The organism is Ramlibacter aquaticus (assembly GCF_015159745.1).
GTDB lineage: Bacteria > Pseudomonadota > Gammaproteobacteria > Burkholderiales > Burkholderiaceae_C > Ramlibacter > Ramlibacter aquaticus.
Window position 1 is genome coordinate 1 of sequence record NZ_JADDOJ010000030.1, and the last position, 14,629, is coordinate 14,629.

At 73.1% G+C, this 14,629-nt stretch carries 14 protein-coding genes; 7 read left to right on the forward strand and 7 right to left on the reverse strand.

Annotation, left to right across the window (positions count from 1 at the left end; genetic code table 11):
* Window positions 1-147: 147 nt before the first annotated feature.
* The 3 genes from IM725_RS09140 to IM725_RS09150 all read right to left on the reverse strand — a co-directional run bounded on the left by IM725_RS09140 (window position 148) and on the right by IM725_RS09150 (window position 2,662).
* Window positions 148-627 (reverse strand): aromatic-ring-hydroxylating dioxygenase subunit beta, encoded by a 480-nt coding sequence (locus IM725_RS09140; RefSeq protein WP_227753709.1) that lies wholly within the window; start codon window positions 625-627, stop codon window positions 148-150.
* A complete protein-coding gene (locus tag IM725_RS09145) occupies window positions 627-1,952 on the reverse strand; it encodes an aromatic ring-hydroxylating dioxygenase subunit alpha (protein WP_193780273.1) in 1,326 nt (441 codons plus the stop codon). Before IM725_RS09145 ends, IM725_RS09140 begins: the two co-directional genes overlap by 1 nt.
* 65 nt (window positions 1,953-2,017) lie before the next feature.
* Window positions 2,018-2,662, reverse strand: coding sequence for a VTT domain-containing protein (locus IM725_RS09150; protein WP_193780274.1), 645 nt, complete (start codon window positions 2,660-2,662; stop codon window positions 2,018-2,020).
* A gap of 43 nt (window positions 2,663-2,705) precedes the next feature.
* Between IM725_RS09150 and mutL the strand changes: the two genes are divergently transcribed.
* The 3 genes from mutL to IM725_RS09165 all read left to right on the forward strand — a co-directional run bounded on the left by mutL (window position 2,706) and on the right by IM725_RS09165 (window position 6,380).
* Window positions 2,706-4,595 carry a DNA mismatch repair endonuclease MutL gene (gene mutL, locus IM725_RS09155; protein ID WP_193780275.1) on the forward strand — a complete coding sequence of 630 codons (1,890 nt, stop codon included), beginning with the start codon at window positions 2,706-2,708 and terminating at the stop codon, window positions 4,593-4,595.
* A gap of 175 nt (window positions 4,596-4,770) precedes the next feature.
* Entirely contained in the window at window positions 4,771-5,709 is a 939-nt protein-coding gene (miaA, locus tag IM725_RS09160; RefSeq protein ID WP_193780276.1) for a tRNA (adenosine(37)-N6)-dimethylallyltransferase MiaA, read from the forward strand.
* Window positions 5,700-6,380 carry an ABC transporter ATP-binding protein gene (locus IM725_RS09165; RefSeq protein WP_193780277.1) on the forward strand — a complete coding sequence of 227 codons (681 nt, stop codon included), beginning with the start codon at window positions 5,700-5,702 and terminating at the stop codon, window positions 6,378-6,380. Before miaA ends, IM725_RS09165 begins: the two co-directional genes overlap by 10 nt.
* 87 nt (window positions 6,381-6,467) lie before the next feature.
* On the opposite strand, the gene IM725_RS09170 is transcribed toward IM725_RS09165, so the two are convergent.
* Window positions 6,468-7,448 (reverse strand): threo-3-hydroxy-L-aspartate ammonia-lyase, encoded by a 981-nt coding sequence (locus IM725_RS09170; RefSeq protein ID WP_193780278.1) that lies wholly within the window; start codon window positions 7,446-7,448, stop codon window positions 6,468-6,470.
* A 133-nt stretch (window positions 7,449-7,581) separates the two neighbouring features.
* Between IM725_RS09170 and IM725_RS09175 the strand changes: the two genes are divergently transcribed.
* The gene (locus IM725_RS09175) at window positions 7,582-8,064 is read left to right on the forward strand and encodes a hemerythrin domain-containing protein (RefSeq protein ID WP_193780279.1); all 483 of its coding nucleotides are present in this window, start codon (window positions 7,582-7,584) and stop codon (window positions 8,062-8,064) included.
* Between the two features lie 70 nt (window positions 8,065-8,134).
* Window positions 8,135-10,693 (forward strand): ABC transporter permease, encoded by a 2,559-nt coding sequence (locus IM725_RS09180; protein WP_193780280.1) that lies wholly within the window; start codon window positions 8,135-8,137, stop codon window positions 10,691-10,693.
* A gap of 21 nt (window positions 10,694-10,714) precedes the next feature.
* Here the strand turns inward: IM725_RS09180 and IM725_RS09185 are convergent, their stop codons facing one another.
* Window positions 10,715-11,260 (reverse strand): GNAT family N-acetyltransferase, encoded by a 546-nt coding sequence (locus IM725_RS09185; protein ID WP_287066236.1) that lies wholly within the window; start codon window positions 11,258-11,260, stop codon window positions 10,715-10,717.
* Window positions 11,261-11,457: 197 nt separating this feature from the next.
* Here IM725_RS09185 and IM725_RS09190 point away from each other — a divergent pair, with 197 nt between their 5' ends.
* Window positions 11,458-12,528 (forward strand): lipocalin-like domain-containing protein, encoded by a 1,071-nt coding sequence (locus IM725_RS09190; protein ID WP_193780281.1) that lies wholly within the window; start codon window positions 11,458-11,460, stop codon window positions 12,526-12,528.
* Between the two features lie 24 nt (window positions 12,529-12,552).
* On the forward strand, window positions 12,553-12,795 hold the full coding sequence (locus tag IM725_RS09195) for a hypothetical protein (protein ID WP_227753708.1): 243 nt from the start codon (window positions 12,553-12,555) through the stop codon (window positions 12,793-12,795).
* 9 nt (window positions 12,796-12,804) lie between these two features.
* On the opposite strand, the gene IM725_RS09200 is transcribed toward IM725_RS09195, so the two are convergent.
* Window positions 12,805-12,999 carry a DUF3606 domain-containing protein gene (locus IM725_RS09200; RefSeq protein ID WP_193780282.1) on the reverse strand — a complete coding sequence of 65 codons (195 nt, stop codon included), beginning with the start codon at window positions 12,997-12,999 and terminating at the stop codon, window positions 12,805-12,807.
* Window positions 13,000-13,072: 73 nt separating this feature from the next.
* Window positions 13,073-14,629 carry a DHA2 family efflux MFS transporter permease subunit gene (locus IM725_RS09205; RefSeq protein WP_193780283.1) on the reverse strand — a complete coding sequence of 519 codons (1,557 nt, stop codon included), beginning with the start codon at window positions 14,627-14,629 and terminating at the stop codon, window positions 13,073-13,075.

Below are 14,629 nucleotides of genomic sequence, written 5' to 3' on the forward strand. Positions count from 1 at the left end.
GGGTGGTGGGTGACGCCGTGGGCGGCGGCCCGATCGGCACCCTGGGCGGCGCGGCCGCCGGCGCCTACATCGGCAACAAGGCCACCAAGTAAGAAGGCCGGATGCGCGGCGGCGCCGTGGGCGCGCCGCGCAGCAGCGCCCGGGCGCTTAGATCGGGTAGATCAGCGAGTTGAGCACCATCTCGCTGTCGTACACGCAGGTGCGGCTGGCCAGCTTCAGGCCGTCCGGGGCGCGAACGAACTCGTCGATGTAGCGGCCCACGTTGTAGACCTCGCTGGTGTCGCCCGGCCGGGTGCGGAACACGGCGTAGCTGGCCTGGGCCATGACCCGGTCCCCCTGCTCGCCCAGCACCCGCGCCGGGCCGACCACGTGCCGGGTGTAGTAGGGCGCGTGGTAGATGGTCTGGGTGATGCCGTAGACCCGGTCCTTCATCATCCCCTGGCTCTCGAAGGCCAGCAGCGCGAGCGGCAGGCCGCGGTCGAAGTTCTCGCGGGCCTGCACCTTGTAGCAGCCGTCCTCGGCGAAGAAGCCGGGCCAGTCCTCGAAGCGGCGCTCGTCCAGTGCGGCGCCGTAGTCGGCGTTGAAGCGGTCCACCGCCAGCTGCAGCATGAGGTCGTGGCCGGCCATCATTCCCCCATCACCTGGCGCCAGTAGGCGTACATGCTGCGGATCAGCGTCTCGGTGACCATGTGCTCGGTCATCTCGGTGCCGGTGCCGCCCAGTTCGCAGAGGGTCTCCCCGCCCTGCCCCCACTGCCGGAAGCCGTCCTGGCTCAGCTCGATCACCTCGCCGTCGTCGGCGCTCACGAAGCCGGCCGGGCCGAACAGGTTGGCCTGGCGCAGCCGGCGCCGCGTCATCTCGGGCGTGTCCTCGGTGAAGCCGAAGTGGGTCCAGACGAAATCGAACTCGCCCTCGCCGCGCGGCACGATGTGGCGCGTGGACAGCGAGTTCACCTGCTGCTGCACGATCAGGCTCGGAAACAGCGTGATCATGGTGACGGTGGGCGTGATGGATTCGCCCGGACGCGACGGGTCGGGCACGGTCCACCAGGGCTCGGGCACCACGTCCAGGATGCGCGCGTCGTTCAGTTGCATGCCGGCCTTGAAGGAGGTCACGCCCTGGGTCACCGTGCGGTTCTCGCCGCCCTCGTTGCGGCGCGAGATCATCACAGCGTGGCGCCCTTTCGCGTCCATCACCATCCGGCTCTTCTGGTCGGCGCGCCACAGGCCGAAGGTGACGAACCAGGTGTGCAGCAGCCCCGGGTGGTAGGGGTCCTTGATGTTCTCCATCATCAGCTTCCAGTTGCCCGGGATGCGCTGGCGGTTGTAGCCCAGCAGCTGCAGCTGTCGGCCCTGGAAGATGCGGTCCAGCCAGGGCATGACCTCGGCGCCCAGGTAGTCGCGCAGCGGCTCGACCGTGTCGCTGAAGGTGGCGAATACCAGCCCGTGCAGCACCTCCACCCGCAGCCGGGTCAGGCCGTGCTGCTTCAGGTCGAAGCCCTCGGGCATGCCGCCGTTCACGCAGGGCTGGCCGTCCTCGCCGGTGGCGGGGACGCCGTCCTTGAAGGGCAGGCCCGCCAGCTCGCCGTTGAGCTTGTAGGTCCACTGGTGGTAGGGGCAGACGAAGCTGCGCGCGTTGCCGTGCTGCTGCTGGCAGAAGCGCACGCCGCGGTGGGCGCAACGGTTCTCGACCACGCGGATGCCGGGGTCGGTGTCCCGCTCGCGTGGGGCGACCCGGTCGCGCACCATGATCACCTGGCGCTCGCCCACGTGGCTGAGCCGGTAATCGCCCACCTTGGGGATCTCCACCTCCAGGCCCACGTAGCACCAGTGCTCGCCGTAGAAGATCTTCTCCAGCTCGCGCTGATAGAGGGCGGGATCGGTGTAGGCCCAGAAGGGGACCCGGCTGGAGCCCGGGCCGGCCCAGCGCGAGAGTGCCTGCGGTGCGTTCATGTCGTGCCTCCTCGGGAAATGATACGCGTGCTTATCAATTCCCCGTGAAAGGCCCCGGCCTGCGCTCAGGCAGGTGCGCGGCGCCTGGCTTTCCAGGCCCCGGCCAGGATGATGAGGCCGGGGATGAGGATCATGGCCCAGATGATCTTGTCCAGGTGGGCCTTGACGAAGGGGATGCCGCCGAAGAAGTAGCCGGCGGTGACCACGCCGCCCACCCACAGCAGCGCGCCCGCCACGTCGAACAGCGCGAAGCGGCCGCGTTCCATCTGCGCCACGCCGGCGACGAAAGGCGCGAAGGTGCGCACGAAGGGCATGAAGCGCCCCGCGATGAGCGTGAAGCCGCCGTATTTTTCGTAGAAGGCGTGGGCCTGGTCGAAGGCCTGCCGGTTGAAGAAGCGCGACTGCTCCCACTGGAACACGCGCGGCCCGAAATGCCGCCCCAGAGTGAAGTTGCTCTGGTTGCCCAGCACCGCCGCGGCCACCAGCAGGCCGACCGCGAGCGGGTAGTTCAACAGCCCGACGCCGCACATCGCACCCACGACGAAGAGCAGCGAATCGCCGGGCAGGAAGGGCATGACCACCACGCCCGTCTCGACGAAGATCACCACGAAGAGCAGCGCATACACCCAGGCGCCATAGCTGGTCACGAAGGCCTCCAGGTGGCGGTCCACGTGGAGGATGAAATCGAGCAGGAAACCGAGGAACTCCATCGCCCGATTATCAGCGGCGCGGCAGGGGGCGCCCATCCCTACAATGGGCCCCGTGAGTGCTGTCCTCTCCCCCCTGGCGCGCCGGCCGATCCGCGACCTCCCCGATGAGCTGGTGAGCCAGATCGCCGCCGGCGAGGTGGTTGAACGCCCGGCCTCGGTGGTGCGCGAGCTGGTCGACAACGCCCTGGACGCGGGCGCCACCCAGGTCACGCTGCGCCTGGCCGCGGGCGGCGTGCGCCTGATCTCGGTCGAGGACGACGGCTGCGGCATCGCCCGCGAGGAGCTGCCCCTGGCCCTGCGCCGCCACGCGACCAGCAAGATCGCCTCCCTGTCCGACCTGGAGTCCGTGGCCACCATGGGCTTCCGGGGCGAGGCCCTGGCCGCCATCGCTTCCGTCTCCGAGCTGGCGCTGGTGTCGCGCACGCCCACGCAGCCCAGCGGCTTCCTGCTCGATGCGCGCAGTGGCGAGCTGCGCCCCGCCGCCCGGGCCACCGGCACCACGGTGGAGGTCAAGGAGCTGTTCTTCGCCACCCCCGCGCGGCGCAAGTTCCTGAAGTCCGACGCCACCGAGCTGGCGCACTGCATCGAGGCCGTGCGGCGCCATGCACTGGCGCGCCCGGACGTGGGCTTCGCCATCTGGCACGAGGGCCGGCTGGTGGAACAGTGGCGCGCCGCCGAACCCGGCCAGCGCTGGGCCGACGTGCTGGGCGAGGAGTTCATGGCGCAGAGCGTGGCCGTGGACTGGCGGTCCGGCCCGCTGCGGGTGACCGGCCGCGCCGGCCTGCCCGATTTCGCCCGCTCGCGCGCCGACCACCAGTTCGCCTACGTCAACGGCCGCTACGTGCGCGACAAGGTGCTCATGCACGCGGCCCGCAGCGCCTACGAGGACGTGCTGCACGGCCAGCGCCAGCCGGTCTACGCGCTCTATGTGGAGATCGCGCCCGAGCGGGTGGACGTGAACGTGCACCCGACCAAGATCGAGGTCCGCTTCCGCGACAGCCGCGAGGTGCACCAGGCGGTGCGGCATGCGGTGGAAAACGCCCTGGCCGCGCCGCGCGCCGCGCTGGTGGCGGCGCAGGCGCTCGCCCCGGGCGCCAGCCCTGCGGCCTACGGCGAGGCGGCCTCTTCCGGTGACCCCGGCGCGACGTCGGCCTGGCCCCCCGCCCCTCCCGCGGCGGCACCGGCCTGGACCCAGTCCGCCCTGCGCTATGCGCCGCCGCCCGCGGTCGGCCAGCCGGTGCGCGACCTGGGCCTGCTGTGGCAGCCCGCGGCGGCCGGCCCGGTCGCCGCGCCGCTCGCGATGGAAACGCCCGCGCCGGCCCAGCCGCTGCCGGCCGGCGAGTTTCCGCTGGGCCGCGCGGTGGCCCAGGTGCACGGCGTCTACATCCTGGCCGAGAACCAGGCCGGGCTGGTCATCGTCGACATGCACGCCGCCCACGAGCGCATCGTGTACGAGCGGCTCAAGGCCCAGATGGAGGCCGCGGGCGACGCCGGCCTCGCCAGCCAGCCGCTCCTGATTCCCGCCACCTTCGCGGCCACGCCGCAGGAGCTGGCCACGGCCGAGTCCTGCGGCGACGCCCTGGCCACGCTGGGCCTGGAGATCACGCCCTTCTCGGCCCGCACCCTGGCCGTGCGGGCGGTGCCGACCAGCCTGGCGCAGGGCGACGCGGTGGAGCTGGCGCGCAGCGTGCTGGCCGAACTGGCGCAGCACGATGCCAGCACGGTGGTGCAACGCGCACGCAACGAGCTGCTGGGCACCCTCGCCTGCCACGGCGCGGTGCGCGCCAACCGGCGCCTGACCCTGGCCGAGATGGACGCGCTGCTGCGCCAGATGGAAGCCACCGAGCGCTCGGACCAGTGCAACCACGGCCGGCCGACCTGGCGCCAGCTGTCCATGCGCGAACTCGACACGCTGTTCCTGCGCGGGCGCTAATCGCCGGGCGTGCCCGGTAGGGTCTCTGGCCCCGGGCTGCCGGTCGCGGACCACGGCTGGGGGCTGCGGCGCCCGCGGACCCCGCCAGCGCCTGCGCAGCCGATAGCCGCCCGGCCGCCTGCGCATTGCCCGCACGGCCCGGCCCGCTGCGGCCCTTCTGCTACCCTTGCGCGCGATGTCTTCCTCCCGCATGCCGCAGGCGCTGGCCCTCGCGGGCCCGACCGCCTCCGGCAAGTCGGCCGCGGCCCTGGCGCTCGCCGAAACCTTTGGCGCCGAGATCGTCAGCGTGGACTCGGCGCTGGTCTACCGCGGCATGGACATAGGGACCGCCAAGCCCAGCCGCGAAGAGCGGGCCCGCGTGGCGCACCACCTCATCGACATCCGCGACCCCCTGCAGGCCTACAGCGCGGCCGAATTCGCCAGCGACGCCCGCCGCCTCATCGGCGAGATCCAGGCCCGTGGGCGGCGCGTGGTGCTCGCGGGCGGCACCCTGCTCTACTTCAAGGCCCTGATCGAGGGCCTGGACGCGATGCCGCCCGCCGACCCGGCCGTGCGCGCGGCACTCGAGGCCGAGGCCGCCCGGCGCGGCTGGCCCGCCCTGCACGCAGAGCTGGCGGAGGCCGACCCGGTCACCGCCGCACGGCTCGCACCCGGCGACACGCAGCGCATCCAGCGCGCGCTGGAGGTGCTGCGCGTGAGCGGGCAGCCGCTGTCCAGCTTCCATGGCCGGCGCGAGGGCGGCCTGGCCGGGCTGCCCCTCGTGTCCCTGGAGCCGCAGGACCGCGCCTGGCTGCACGAGCGCATCGCGGCACGCTTCGACGCCATGCTGGCCGCCGGCTTTCTTGACGAGGTGCGCGCGTTGCGGGCCCGCGGCGACCTGCACCCCGGCCTGCCCAGCATGCGCAGCGTGGGCTACCGCCAGGCCTGGGAGGTGCTGGACGGCACGGCCCCGCCGGAAGGCCTGCGCGACCGCGGCGTCTTCGCGACCCGCCAGCTGGCCAAGCGCCAGCTCACCTGGCTGCGCGGCATGCCGCAGCGCCAGGTGATCGCCTGCGACGCACCCGGCGCCCTGGACGCGGTGCTGCAGGCCGCACGGGGGCTGGGATGGCACTGAACCTGGAACTGCAGGACCTCGCCAAGCGCTATGGCGAGACCCCGGTCTTCTCCGGGGTTTCGCTGCAGGTGGCGCCCGGCGAGTTCGTGGCCATCGTCGGTGAATCCGGCGTCGGCAAGTCCACCCTGCTCAACTGCATGGCCGGGCTGGACACCTGGGACGAAGGCCGGGTGATCGTGGCGGGCACCGACCTGGGGCCGCTGGATGCGGACCGTCGTGCACTGCTGCGGCGGCGCCAGGTGGGCTTCGTGTTCCAGGCCTTCCACGTGCTGCCGCACCTGGACGTGGCGCAGAACGTCGCACTGCCGCTGATGCTGCTGGGCCAGCACGACGACGCGCGCGTGCAGGGGCTGCTGGACGAGGTCGGCCTGTCCGGGCTGGGCGCGCGCCTGCCGCAGCAGCTCTCGGGCGGCCAGCTGCAGCGGGTGGCGATCGCGCGGGCGCTGGCCCACCGCCCCGCCCTGATCCTGGCCGACGAGCCCACCGGCAACCTGGACCCGGCCACCGCCGCGCGGGTAATGGACGTGCTGGTGGCCCAGGCGCGCGAGCACGGTGCCTCGCTGGTGCTGGTGACGCACTCCGAAGGCGCGGCGACGCGCGCCGACCGCGTGCTGCTGCTCACGCCGCAGGGCCTGCGGCCGCGCGTGGGCGACGACCCAGCGAGCGCGTAGCGGCGCAGCGCCGGCGCCGCGGGCCGGCGGGTGCCCGGGCAAGGGCAGCATCCCTGCCAGCGCACGGCCGCAGCAGCCAGGCGAAATTCAGCCGGGCCCGCCCGTGACCAGCGAGGCGAAGCGCGCCAGGTCCACGTTGCCGCCCGAGAGCACGATGCCCACGCGCTGGCCGGCCAGCGGCACGCCGGCGCCCAGCGCCGCCGCCAGCCCCAGGCAGCCGGTGGGTTCCACCAGCAGCTTCATGCGCTCGGCCATGAAATGCATGGCCGCGACCAGCTGCGCGTCGGTGGCGGTGAGCACGCCGGCGCAGTCGCGCCGGATGATGGGAAAGGTGAGCTGGCCCAGGTGCTGGGTCTGCGCGCCGTCGGCGATGGTGCGCGGCGTGTCGATGTGCACGATCTCGCCCCGGGCCATGGACTGCTGGCCGTCGTTGCCCGCCTCGGGCTCCACGCCCCACACGCGGCAGCCGGGCGCCAGCGCCCGCGCGGCGAGCGCGCTGCCGGCCAGCAGGCCGCCGCCGCCCAGGGGCACGAAGAGGTGGTCCAGCGGCCCCGCCTCCTCGAACAGCTCGAGCGCGGCCGTGCCCTGCCCGGCGATCACGTCGGCGTGGTCGTACGGCGGGATCACGGTCATGCCGCGCGCCTGCGCCAGCTCGCGCGTGAGCGCCTCGCGGTCCTGCGTGTAGCGGTCGTAGGTGATGACTTCGGCGCCGTAGCCGCGCGTGGCCTCCATCTTCAGCCGCGGCGCATCCAGCGGCATCAGGATGGCGGCGGGAATGCCCAGTTCGCGCGCCGAGAGCGCCACGGCCTGCGCATGGTTGCCGGACGAGAAGGTGGCGACGCCGGCCGCGCGTTGCGCGGGCGTGAAGCGCGAGAGCGCGTTGAAGGCGCCGCGGAACTTGAAGGCGCCCATGCGCTGCAGGTTCTCGCACTTGAAGAAGAGCTTTGCGCCGGCGCGCGCGTCGGCCGTGGCCGAGCGCAGCACCGGCGTGCGGTGGGCGTGGCCGCGCAGGCGCGCGGCGGCGGCGGTGACATCCTCGAAGGCCGGGAGCGGGCGGTCGGTCTGCATTCGCCGCAGCTTAGCGCAGGCTGCGCGCCGGTCGGCCGGCTTCGCCCGCGTGCTGCCGACCTTTTCCTACACGCCCTGCACCGGCCGCGCCGGATCATGCCCCGATCCCACGCCACAACCCGGAGAACGACCCATGGCCACCCGCACCGCCAAAGACGCCTGCGACCTGCTCGACGCCGACCATCGCAACGTCAAGAAGATGTTCAAGGAATACGAGGAACTGACGCAGTCGCGCGCGCGCAGCGCCGGCCAGCGCAGGCAGGAACTCGCCGAGCGCATCTGCCTGGAGTTGACCGTGCACACGCGCATCGAGGAGGAGATCTTCTACCCCGCCCTGCGCGACGCCCTGCGCGACACCGATGCGCTGGACGAGGCCGAGGTCGAGCACCAGAGCGCCAAGGAGCTGATCGCGCAGATCCAGGGTGCCGAGCCGGACGACCGGGTGGACGCCAAGGTCAAGGTGCTGGGCGAGTACGTGGACCACCACGTGAAGGAAGAGCGCAACGAGATCTTCCCCAAGGCCCGTTCGGCCCGCAAGCTGGACCTGGTGGCGATGCGCGACGAACTCGAGGCGCGCAAGGAGGAGCTGATGGCCGAGATGGGCGCCATGGCCTGAGCCTGCGGCGCGGCGGCGGGCCCGGCCCCACGGGCCGTAGGCCCGGGCGTGCGGCCCCACAATGCGGCCCATGCTCGCGCTGCTGCGCACCTTCTCCTGGCAGGAACTTAAGCGCCATCCCTGGCGCAACGCGGCCGCCGTCCTGGCCGTGATGCTGGGCGTCGCCCTGGCGTTCTCGGTCCACCTGATCAACCAATCCGCGCTCTCCGAGTTCGCGGGCGCGGCGCGTGCCGCCAGCGGCCAGGCCGACCTGGAGGTGCGCGGCATCGCGGGCCGCCTGGACGAGGCCCTGTTCGCCCGCATTGCCGCCGATCCCCGGGTGGCCCTGGCCAGCCCGGTGCTGGAGCTCAACACCTTCGTGCGCACGCCGGGCGGTGAGCGCAAGCCCTTGCGCGTGCTGGGCATCGACGCGCTGGTGGCACCCGCGGTCACGCCCGAACTGCTGCCCCGGCCCGCGCCGGGCAGCGACCGCTTCGCACTCTTCGCGCCGGCCCGGCTGTTCCTGAACGCGGCCGCCGCCGCCGCGCTGGGGCTGGACACGGCCCCGCAGGCGCAGGGCGGATCTGCCGCCGCAACCTTGCAACTGCAGGACGGCCTGCGCTGGGTGACGGCCCAGGTGGCCGGGCGCGTCGCCGCGGGCGGCACCCCGCTGGCCGTGATGGACATCGGTGCCGCGCAGGACCTGTTCGGCCGCGGCGGCGCGTTGAGCCGCATCGACCTGCGCCTGGCAACCGGCGTGCCGCCGCAGGCCGTGCGCGACAGCCTGGCCGCGCTGCCCGGCGTGGTGGTGTCGCAGCCTTCGGATGCCGCGCTGCGCGTGGGCAGCCTCTCGCGCGCCTACCGCGTCAACCTCACGGTGCTGGCCCTGGTGGCGCTGTTCACGGGCGCCTTCCTCGTCTACTCGGTGCTCTCGCTGAGCGTGGCGCGGCGGGCGCAGCAGTTCGCGCTGCTGGGCGTGCTGGGCCTCACGGCGCCCCAGCGGCGCTGGCTGGTGATGACCGAGTCCACGCTGGTGGGCGTCATCGGCAGTGCCCTGGGCATCGCCCTGGGCGCGGCCCTGGCGGCGCTCGCGCTGCGCCTGCTGGGCGGTGACCTGGGCGGCGGCTACTTCCCCGGGGTGGCGCCGCACTTCCAGTGGAACGGCCTGGCGGCGGCGGGCTACGGCCTGCTGGGCGTCGTGGCCGCGGCCGCCGGCGGCTGGCTGCCCTCGCGCGCGGCCGAGCAGCTGCCGCTGGCGCAGACGCTCAAGGGACTGGGCGGCGCCGGCCAGGGCTCGCGGGCGCGCCGCATCGCCAGCCTGGGCCTGCTGGCCACCGGTGTGGCGCTGGCCTTCCTGCCGCCCATCGCCGGGCTGCCGCTGGGCGCCTACGTCTCGGTCGCGCTGCTGCTGGTGGGTGGCATCACCGCCCTGCCGATGGGCGTGGCCCTGGTGTACGACCGCCTCGCGCCGCTGATCGCGCGGCGCCCCCTGCCCCTGCTGGCGGTGGAGCGCGCGCGCCGCGTGCGCGAGACCGCGGCGGTCGCCGTGAGCGGCGTGGTGGCCGCGCTCAGCCTGGCGGTGGCGCTCACGGTGATGGTGGCGAGCTTCCGCGATTCGGTGGCGCGCTGGCTGGACGTGGTGCTGCCCGCCGACCTGTACGTGCGCACCGCCGCCTCCAGCGGCAACGCCGACAGCGCCTTCCTGCCGCCGGGCTTCGTGGACCAGGCCGCGCGCCTGCCGGGGGTGCGCGAGGCCACCGGCCAGCGTCTGCGCGCCCTGCTGCTGGACCCCGCGCGGCCGCCGGTGACGCTGCTGGCGCGCCCGCTGGGCGAGCCCTCCCGCTCCATGCCGCTGGTGGGCGACGCGCTCACGGCGCCGGCGGGCCGCATCCCGGTCTACGTGAGCGAAGCCATGGTGGACCTGTACGGCGCCCGGCCGGGCCAGGCCCTGCCGCAGCTCTCGGCCGCCTTCGAGGGTCGGCCCGCCTTCTTCGTGGCCGGCATCTGGCGCGACTACGTGCGGCAGACCGGCGCCGTGCTGATGGACCTGCGCGACTACCGGCGCCTGACCGGCGACGAACGCATCAACGACCTGCAGCTGTGGCTCACGCCCGGGGCCGATGCGCGCGCCACCCAGGCCCGCCTGCGCGCGCTGGCCCAGCGCGAGGGGGGCGACGCCGCGGCGCTGGATTTCGCCAGCGCGCAAGAGATCCGCGCGCTCTCGCTGCGCATCTTCGACCGCAGCTTCGTGGTCACCTACTGGCTGCAGGGCGTGGCCATCGCGATCGGCCTGTTCGGGGTGGCGGCCAGCTTCAGCGCGCAGGTGCTGGCACGGCGCAAGGAGTTCGGCCTGCTCGCGCACCTGGGCCTCACGCGGCGCGAGATCCTGGCCGTGGTGGCCGGCGAAGGCGCGGCCTGGACGCTGATCGGCGCCGCGGCCGGCCTGGCGCTGGGCCTGGCGGTGGCGGTGGTGCTGGTGAAGGTGGTCAACCCGCAGAGCTTCCACTGGACCATGGACCTCATGCTGCCGGGGCTGCGGCTGGCCGCGGTGTGCGCCGCCGTGGTGGTGGCCGGCACCCTGACCGCCTGGCTGGCCGGCCGCGCGGCGGCGGGCCGCGACGCGGTGCTGGCGGTGAAGGAAGACTGGTAGCGCGGCCCCGGCGGCGCGCGCTCAGGCCTGTGGCGGCCAGGCCGGCAGGGTCTCGGCCAGCTGCTTGAAGTACAGGCGCGTGCCGCAGTAGCGCCCGTCCGGCAGCAGCGCGTAGTTGGGGATGAAGCCGCAGCGCTGCCAGCCGCCGCGCTCGTACAGGCGCTCGGCCTCGGGGCTGGCGGTGTCCAGCACCAGCAGCGGCCTGCCCGCCTGCAGGGCCTGCGCCTCGGCCGCCTGCAGCAGGGCCGCGCCCACGCCCTGGCGCCGTGCGCGGCCGTGCACCAGCATCTTGGCCAGGTCGGCCCGGTGCGGCTGGTTGGGGGGCTGGGCCACCACCAGCTGCACCGTGCCCACGCAGCCCGCGCCGTCGCGCGCGACCAGCAGGATGCGGTCGCCGCGCGCCACCTCCGCCGCGATCCCCGACCACCAGGCACGCGCCTGGTCCAGCGACAAAGGCGCCATGAAGCTCACCGAGGCGCCCCGCGCGACGCAGTCGACCAGCACCTGGGCCAGGCCCTCGAGGTCCGCGGCGGACACGGCCCGCAGCCGTTCGATGTGGATGGACACGCTTCGCCTCCCGGTTCGTGGCCGGCCCCGTGCAGGCCTGGCGCAGCCCTATCCTACCCAGCCCGGCCGCGACAGGGCTGCCGCAGGCGCGCAGACCGCCTGCTATGCTGGCCGGGCCGCGGCCGCCCCACGTGCGGCGCGCGCCCCCCAGGGTCCGCGCGTCCAGGGGCGACAATGCCGACCGCCCCCGAACCGCCATGCTGTCCCGCCGTACCCTCCTGCTGGCCGCGCCCGCCCTGGCGCAGGGCCTGCCCTTGCGCGCCGCGGCCCAGCCGCTGCCGCCGGCGCACATCGTGTTCCCGCTCGACCACGGCTCGCACCCCGACTTCCGCACCGAGTGGTGGTACATCACGGGCCGGGCCACGGCCGGGACGCGCGAGTTCGGCTTCCAGGTCACCTTCTTTCGCAGCCGGGTGGACGCGGCCCAGCCCTTGCAGTCGCGGTTCGCGGCCCGGCAGCTGGTGTTCGCCCACGCCGCGCTGACGGATGTGCAGGGCGGCCGCCTGCTGCACGACCAGCGCATCGCGCGCGAGGGCTTCGGCGTGGCGCAGGCCGGGCTGGCCGATGCCGACGTGCACATCCGCGACTGGCACCTGCAGCGCGCCGCCGATGGCCGCTGGCAGGCTCGGGTGGACGCGGGCGATTTCGCGCTGGACCTGCAGTTCGAGCCCACCCAGCCCGTGCTGCTGCAGGGCCAGGAGGGCCTCTCGCGCAAGGGCCCGGACGCGGCGCAGGCGAGCTACTACTACAGCCTGCCGCAGCTGGCGACGCGCGGGCAGCTGCGGCTGCGCGGCGAACGCTTCCCGGTGACGGCAGGCCGGGCCTGGATGGACCACGAGTGGAGCCGTGAACTGCTGCACCCGCAGGCCGTGGGCTGGGACTGGATCGGCATGAACCTGGACGACGGCGGCGCGCTCACGGCCTTCCGCCTGCGCACCGCCCAGGGCGACGCGCTGTGGAGCGGCGGCTCCTTCCGCGCGGCCTCGGGCAGCGTTCGCAACTTCGCGCCGGGCGAGCTGGAATTCAGCCCGCAGCGCAGCTGGACCAGCCCGCGCACCGGCACCCGGTACCCGGTGGCGTGGCAGCTGCGAACGCCCCAGGGCCCGTTCGCCGTCAAGGCCGTGGTGGACGACCAGGAACTGGACAGCCGCGGCTCCACCGGCTCCGTGTACTGGGAAGGACTGTCCGGCCTCTGGGACGGCCAGGACCGGCGCGTGGGCTGGGGTTACCTGGAAATGACGGGCTACGGCCAGCGGCTGCAGCTCTAGCCAAGCACAAGGAAGAAACGACCGATGGATCTCGCCAACCTGCCGCTGGGCGACCTGCTGCCCACGCCCTGGGGCTTTGCCGCGATGGTGGTCTTCAGCATCGCCGGCATCGTCGGCTGGCGCCACGGCCGGCGCGAGAAGAAGCCGGCGCCCAAGTGGCTGGGCCTGGCGCTCATGCTCTACCCCTATGGCGTCTCGGGCGACGTGATGCTGTGGGTGGTGGGCGCGGCGCTCACCGCCGCCATGGTGCTGCTCTGGGACCGCTGAGCCGGGCCCTCAGGCCTGCGGGCGCTCGGTGCTGCGCAGGTGCTCGCGCACGCGCACGGCGCGGTCGCCCACGGCGGCCACCGCCTCCTTCACCCGGCGCTCGCTGGCGTTGAAGTAGTGCGCCCAGGCGCTGAGCTCGTACTCTTCGTCGACGCGGATGCGGTCGTTCTCGCGCGGCTCGATGCCGGCGTGCTGGATGGACATGGGGACCTCCCTGAAATGACAACGGGCGCCATGCTAGGGCGCCCGTCGGGCTCGCGCTTGTAGGAACGCGGCGTCAGTGCGCCCCGGCGGCCGCCTCGGCACCGCCGCCGCCGCGCTGCGGATGGCTCAGCCACACCAGCGGGATCAGCAGCAGGAACACCATCGCCGAGGCGAAGAAGATGTCGTCGGCCGCGAGCGTGAAAGCCTGCTGGTCGACCAGGCGGTTGATCTGCGCCAGCACCTGCTCGGTGCTGAAGCCGGAGGCCGTGAGGCCCGAGATCATGGACTGCGCGGCCTGGCTGCCCTGGTTGACCTGCTCCGACAGCTGCGCATGGTGCAGGCTGGCCCGGTTCTCCCACAGCGTGGTGGAGATGGAGGTGCCGAAGGCGCCCGCGGTGATGCGCGCGAAGTTCGACAGGCCCGAGGCGCCGGGGATCTTGTCCGGCGGCAGCCCCGACAGCGTGATGGTCGTCAGCGGGATGAAGAAGCAGGCCATCGCGATACCCTGGATCACCGTCGGGATCAGGATGGTCTTCATGTCGACCTGGGTGCTGAAGTGCGAGCGCATCCACAGCACCAGGCAGAACACGATGAAGGCGAAGGTCACGTAGCGGCGCGGGTCGAAGCGGGCGATGGTGTTGCCCACCACGGGCGAGAGCACGATCGCGAGCAGGCCCACGGGCGCCATCACGATGCCGGCATCCGTCGCCGTGTAGCCCATGAACTGCTGCAGCCACAGCGGCAGCAGCACCACGTTGCCGAAGAACAGGCCGTAGGCGATCGAGGTCGAGAGCGTGCCGACCCAGAAGTTGCGCTTGAGGAACAGCCGCAGCTCCACCACCGGGTGCTCGTCCGTGAGCTCCCAGGCGAGGAAGAAGGCGAAGCCGACCACTGCCACGATCGCCAGCGTCACCACCAGCGAAGAGTGGAACCAGTCGTTCTCCTTGCCGATGTCCAGCATGATCTGCAGCGCCGCGATCCAGGTCACCAGCAGCGCCAGCCCTACCTTGTCGATCGGCAGCTTGCGCGTCGCGCTTTCGCGCTTGCGGTACAGGCCCCAGGTCACGGCGGCGGACAGGATGCCGACCGGGATGTTGATGTAGAAGATCACCGGCCAGCTCAGGTTGTCGGTGATCCAGCCGCCCAGCAGCGGCCCGGTGACGGGCGCGACCAGCGTGGTCATGCCCCACAGGGCCATCGCGAGGCCCGCCTTGGCGCGCGGGTAACTGGACAGCAGCAGCGACTGCGACAGCGGGATCATGGGGCCGGCCACGAAGCCCTGGATCGCGCGGAACGCGATCAGCATGGCCATGTTGGGCGCGAAGCCGCACAGCCAGGACGCCACCACGAACAGCAGGATGCTGGCCACGAAGAGCCGCACCTGGCCGAAGCGCTGCGACAGCCAGCCCGTGAGCGGCACGGCGATCGCGTTCGACACGGCGAAGCTGGTGATGACCCAGGTGCCCTGGTTCGGGCTCACGCCCAGATCCCCCGCGATCGCCGGCAGCGACACGTTGGCGATCGAGCTGTCCAGCACGTTCATGAAGGTCGCGGCCGACAGGGCGATGGTGCCCCACAGGCGCGCGCTGCCCTCCAGCGGCTGCAGCGGCTGTTGCTGTGCCTGCGCCAT

What these genes read in the sequence shown, in the direction of transcription:
- IM725_RS09140 (WP_227753709.1), bottom strand. Translation starts at nt 627, where the DNA reads ATGGCCGGCCACGACCTCATGCTGCAGCTGGCGGTGGACCGCTTCAAC.
- IM725_RS09145 (WP_193780273.1), bottom strand. Translation starts at nt 1,952, where the DNA reads ATGAACGCACCGCAGGCACTCTCGCGCTGGGCCGGCCCGGGCTCCAGC.
- IM725_RS09150 (WP_193780274.1), bottom strand. Translation starts at nt 2,662, where the DNA reads ATGGAGTTCCTCGGTTTCCTGCTCGATTTCATCCTCCACGTGGACCGC.
- mutL (WP_193780275.1), top strand. Translation starts at nt 2,706, where the DNA reads ATGGGCCCCGTGAGTGCTGTCCTCTCCCCCCTGGCGCGCCGGCCGATC.
- miaA (WP_193780276.1), top strand. Translation starts at nt 4,771, where the DNA reads ATGTCTTCCTCCCGCATGCCGCAGGCGCTGGCCCTCGCGGGCCCGACC.
- IM725_RS09165 (WP_193780277.1), top strand. Translation starts at nt 5,700, where the DNA reads ATGGCACTGAACCTGGAACTGCAGGACCTCGCCAAGCGCTATGGCGAG.
- IM725_RS09170 (WP_193780278.1), bottom strand. Translation starts at nt 7,448, where the DNA reads ATGCAGACCGACCGCCCGCTCCCGGCCTTCGAGGATGTCACCGCCGCC.
- IM725_RS09175 (WP_193780279.1), top strand. Translation starts at nt 7,582, where the DNA reads ATGGCCACCCGCACCGCCAAAGACGCCTGCGACCTGCTCGACGCCGAC.
- IM725_RS09180 (WP_193780280.1), top strand. Translation starts at nt 8,135, where the DNA reads ATGCTCGCGCTGCTGCGCACCTTCTCCTGGCAGGAACTTAAGCGCCAT.
- IM725_RS09190 (WP_193780281.1), top strand. Translation starts at nt 11,458, where the DNA reads ATGCTGTCCCGCCGTACCCTCCTGCTGGCCGCGCCCGCCCTGGCGCAG.
- IM725_RS09195 (WP_227753708.1), top strand. Translation starts at nt 12,553, where the DNA reads ATGGATCTCGCCAACCTGCCGCTGGGCGACCTGCTGCCCACGCCCTGG.
- IM725_RS09200 (WP_193780282.1), bottom strand. Translation starts at nt 12,999, where the DNA reads ATGTCCATCCAGCACGCCGGCATCGAGCCGCGCGAGAACGACCGCATC.
- IM725_RS09205 (WP_193780283.1), bottom strand. Translation starts at nt 14,629, where the DNA reads ATGGCGCAGGCACAGCAACAGCCGCTGCAGCCGCTGGAGGGCAGCGCG.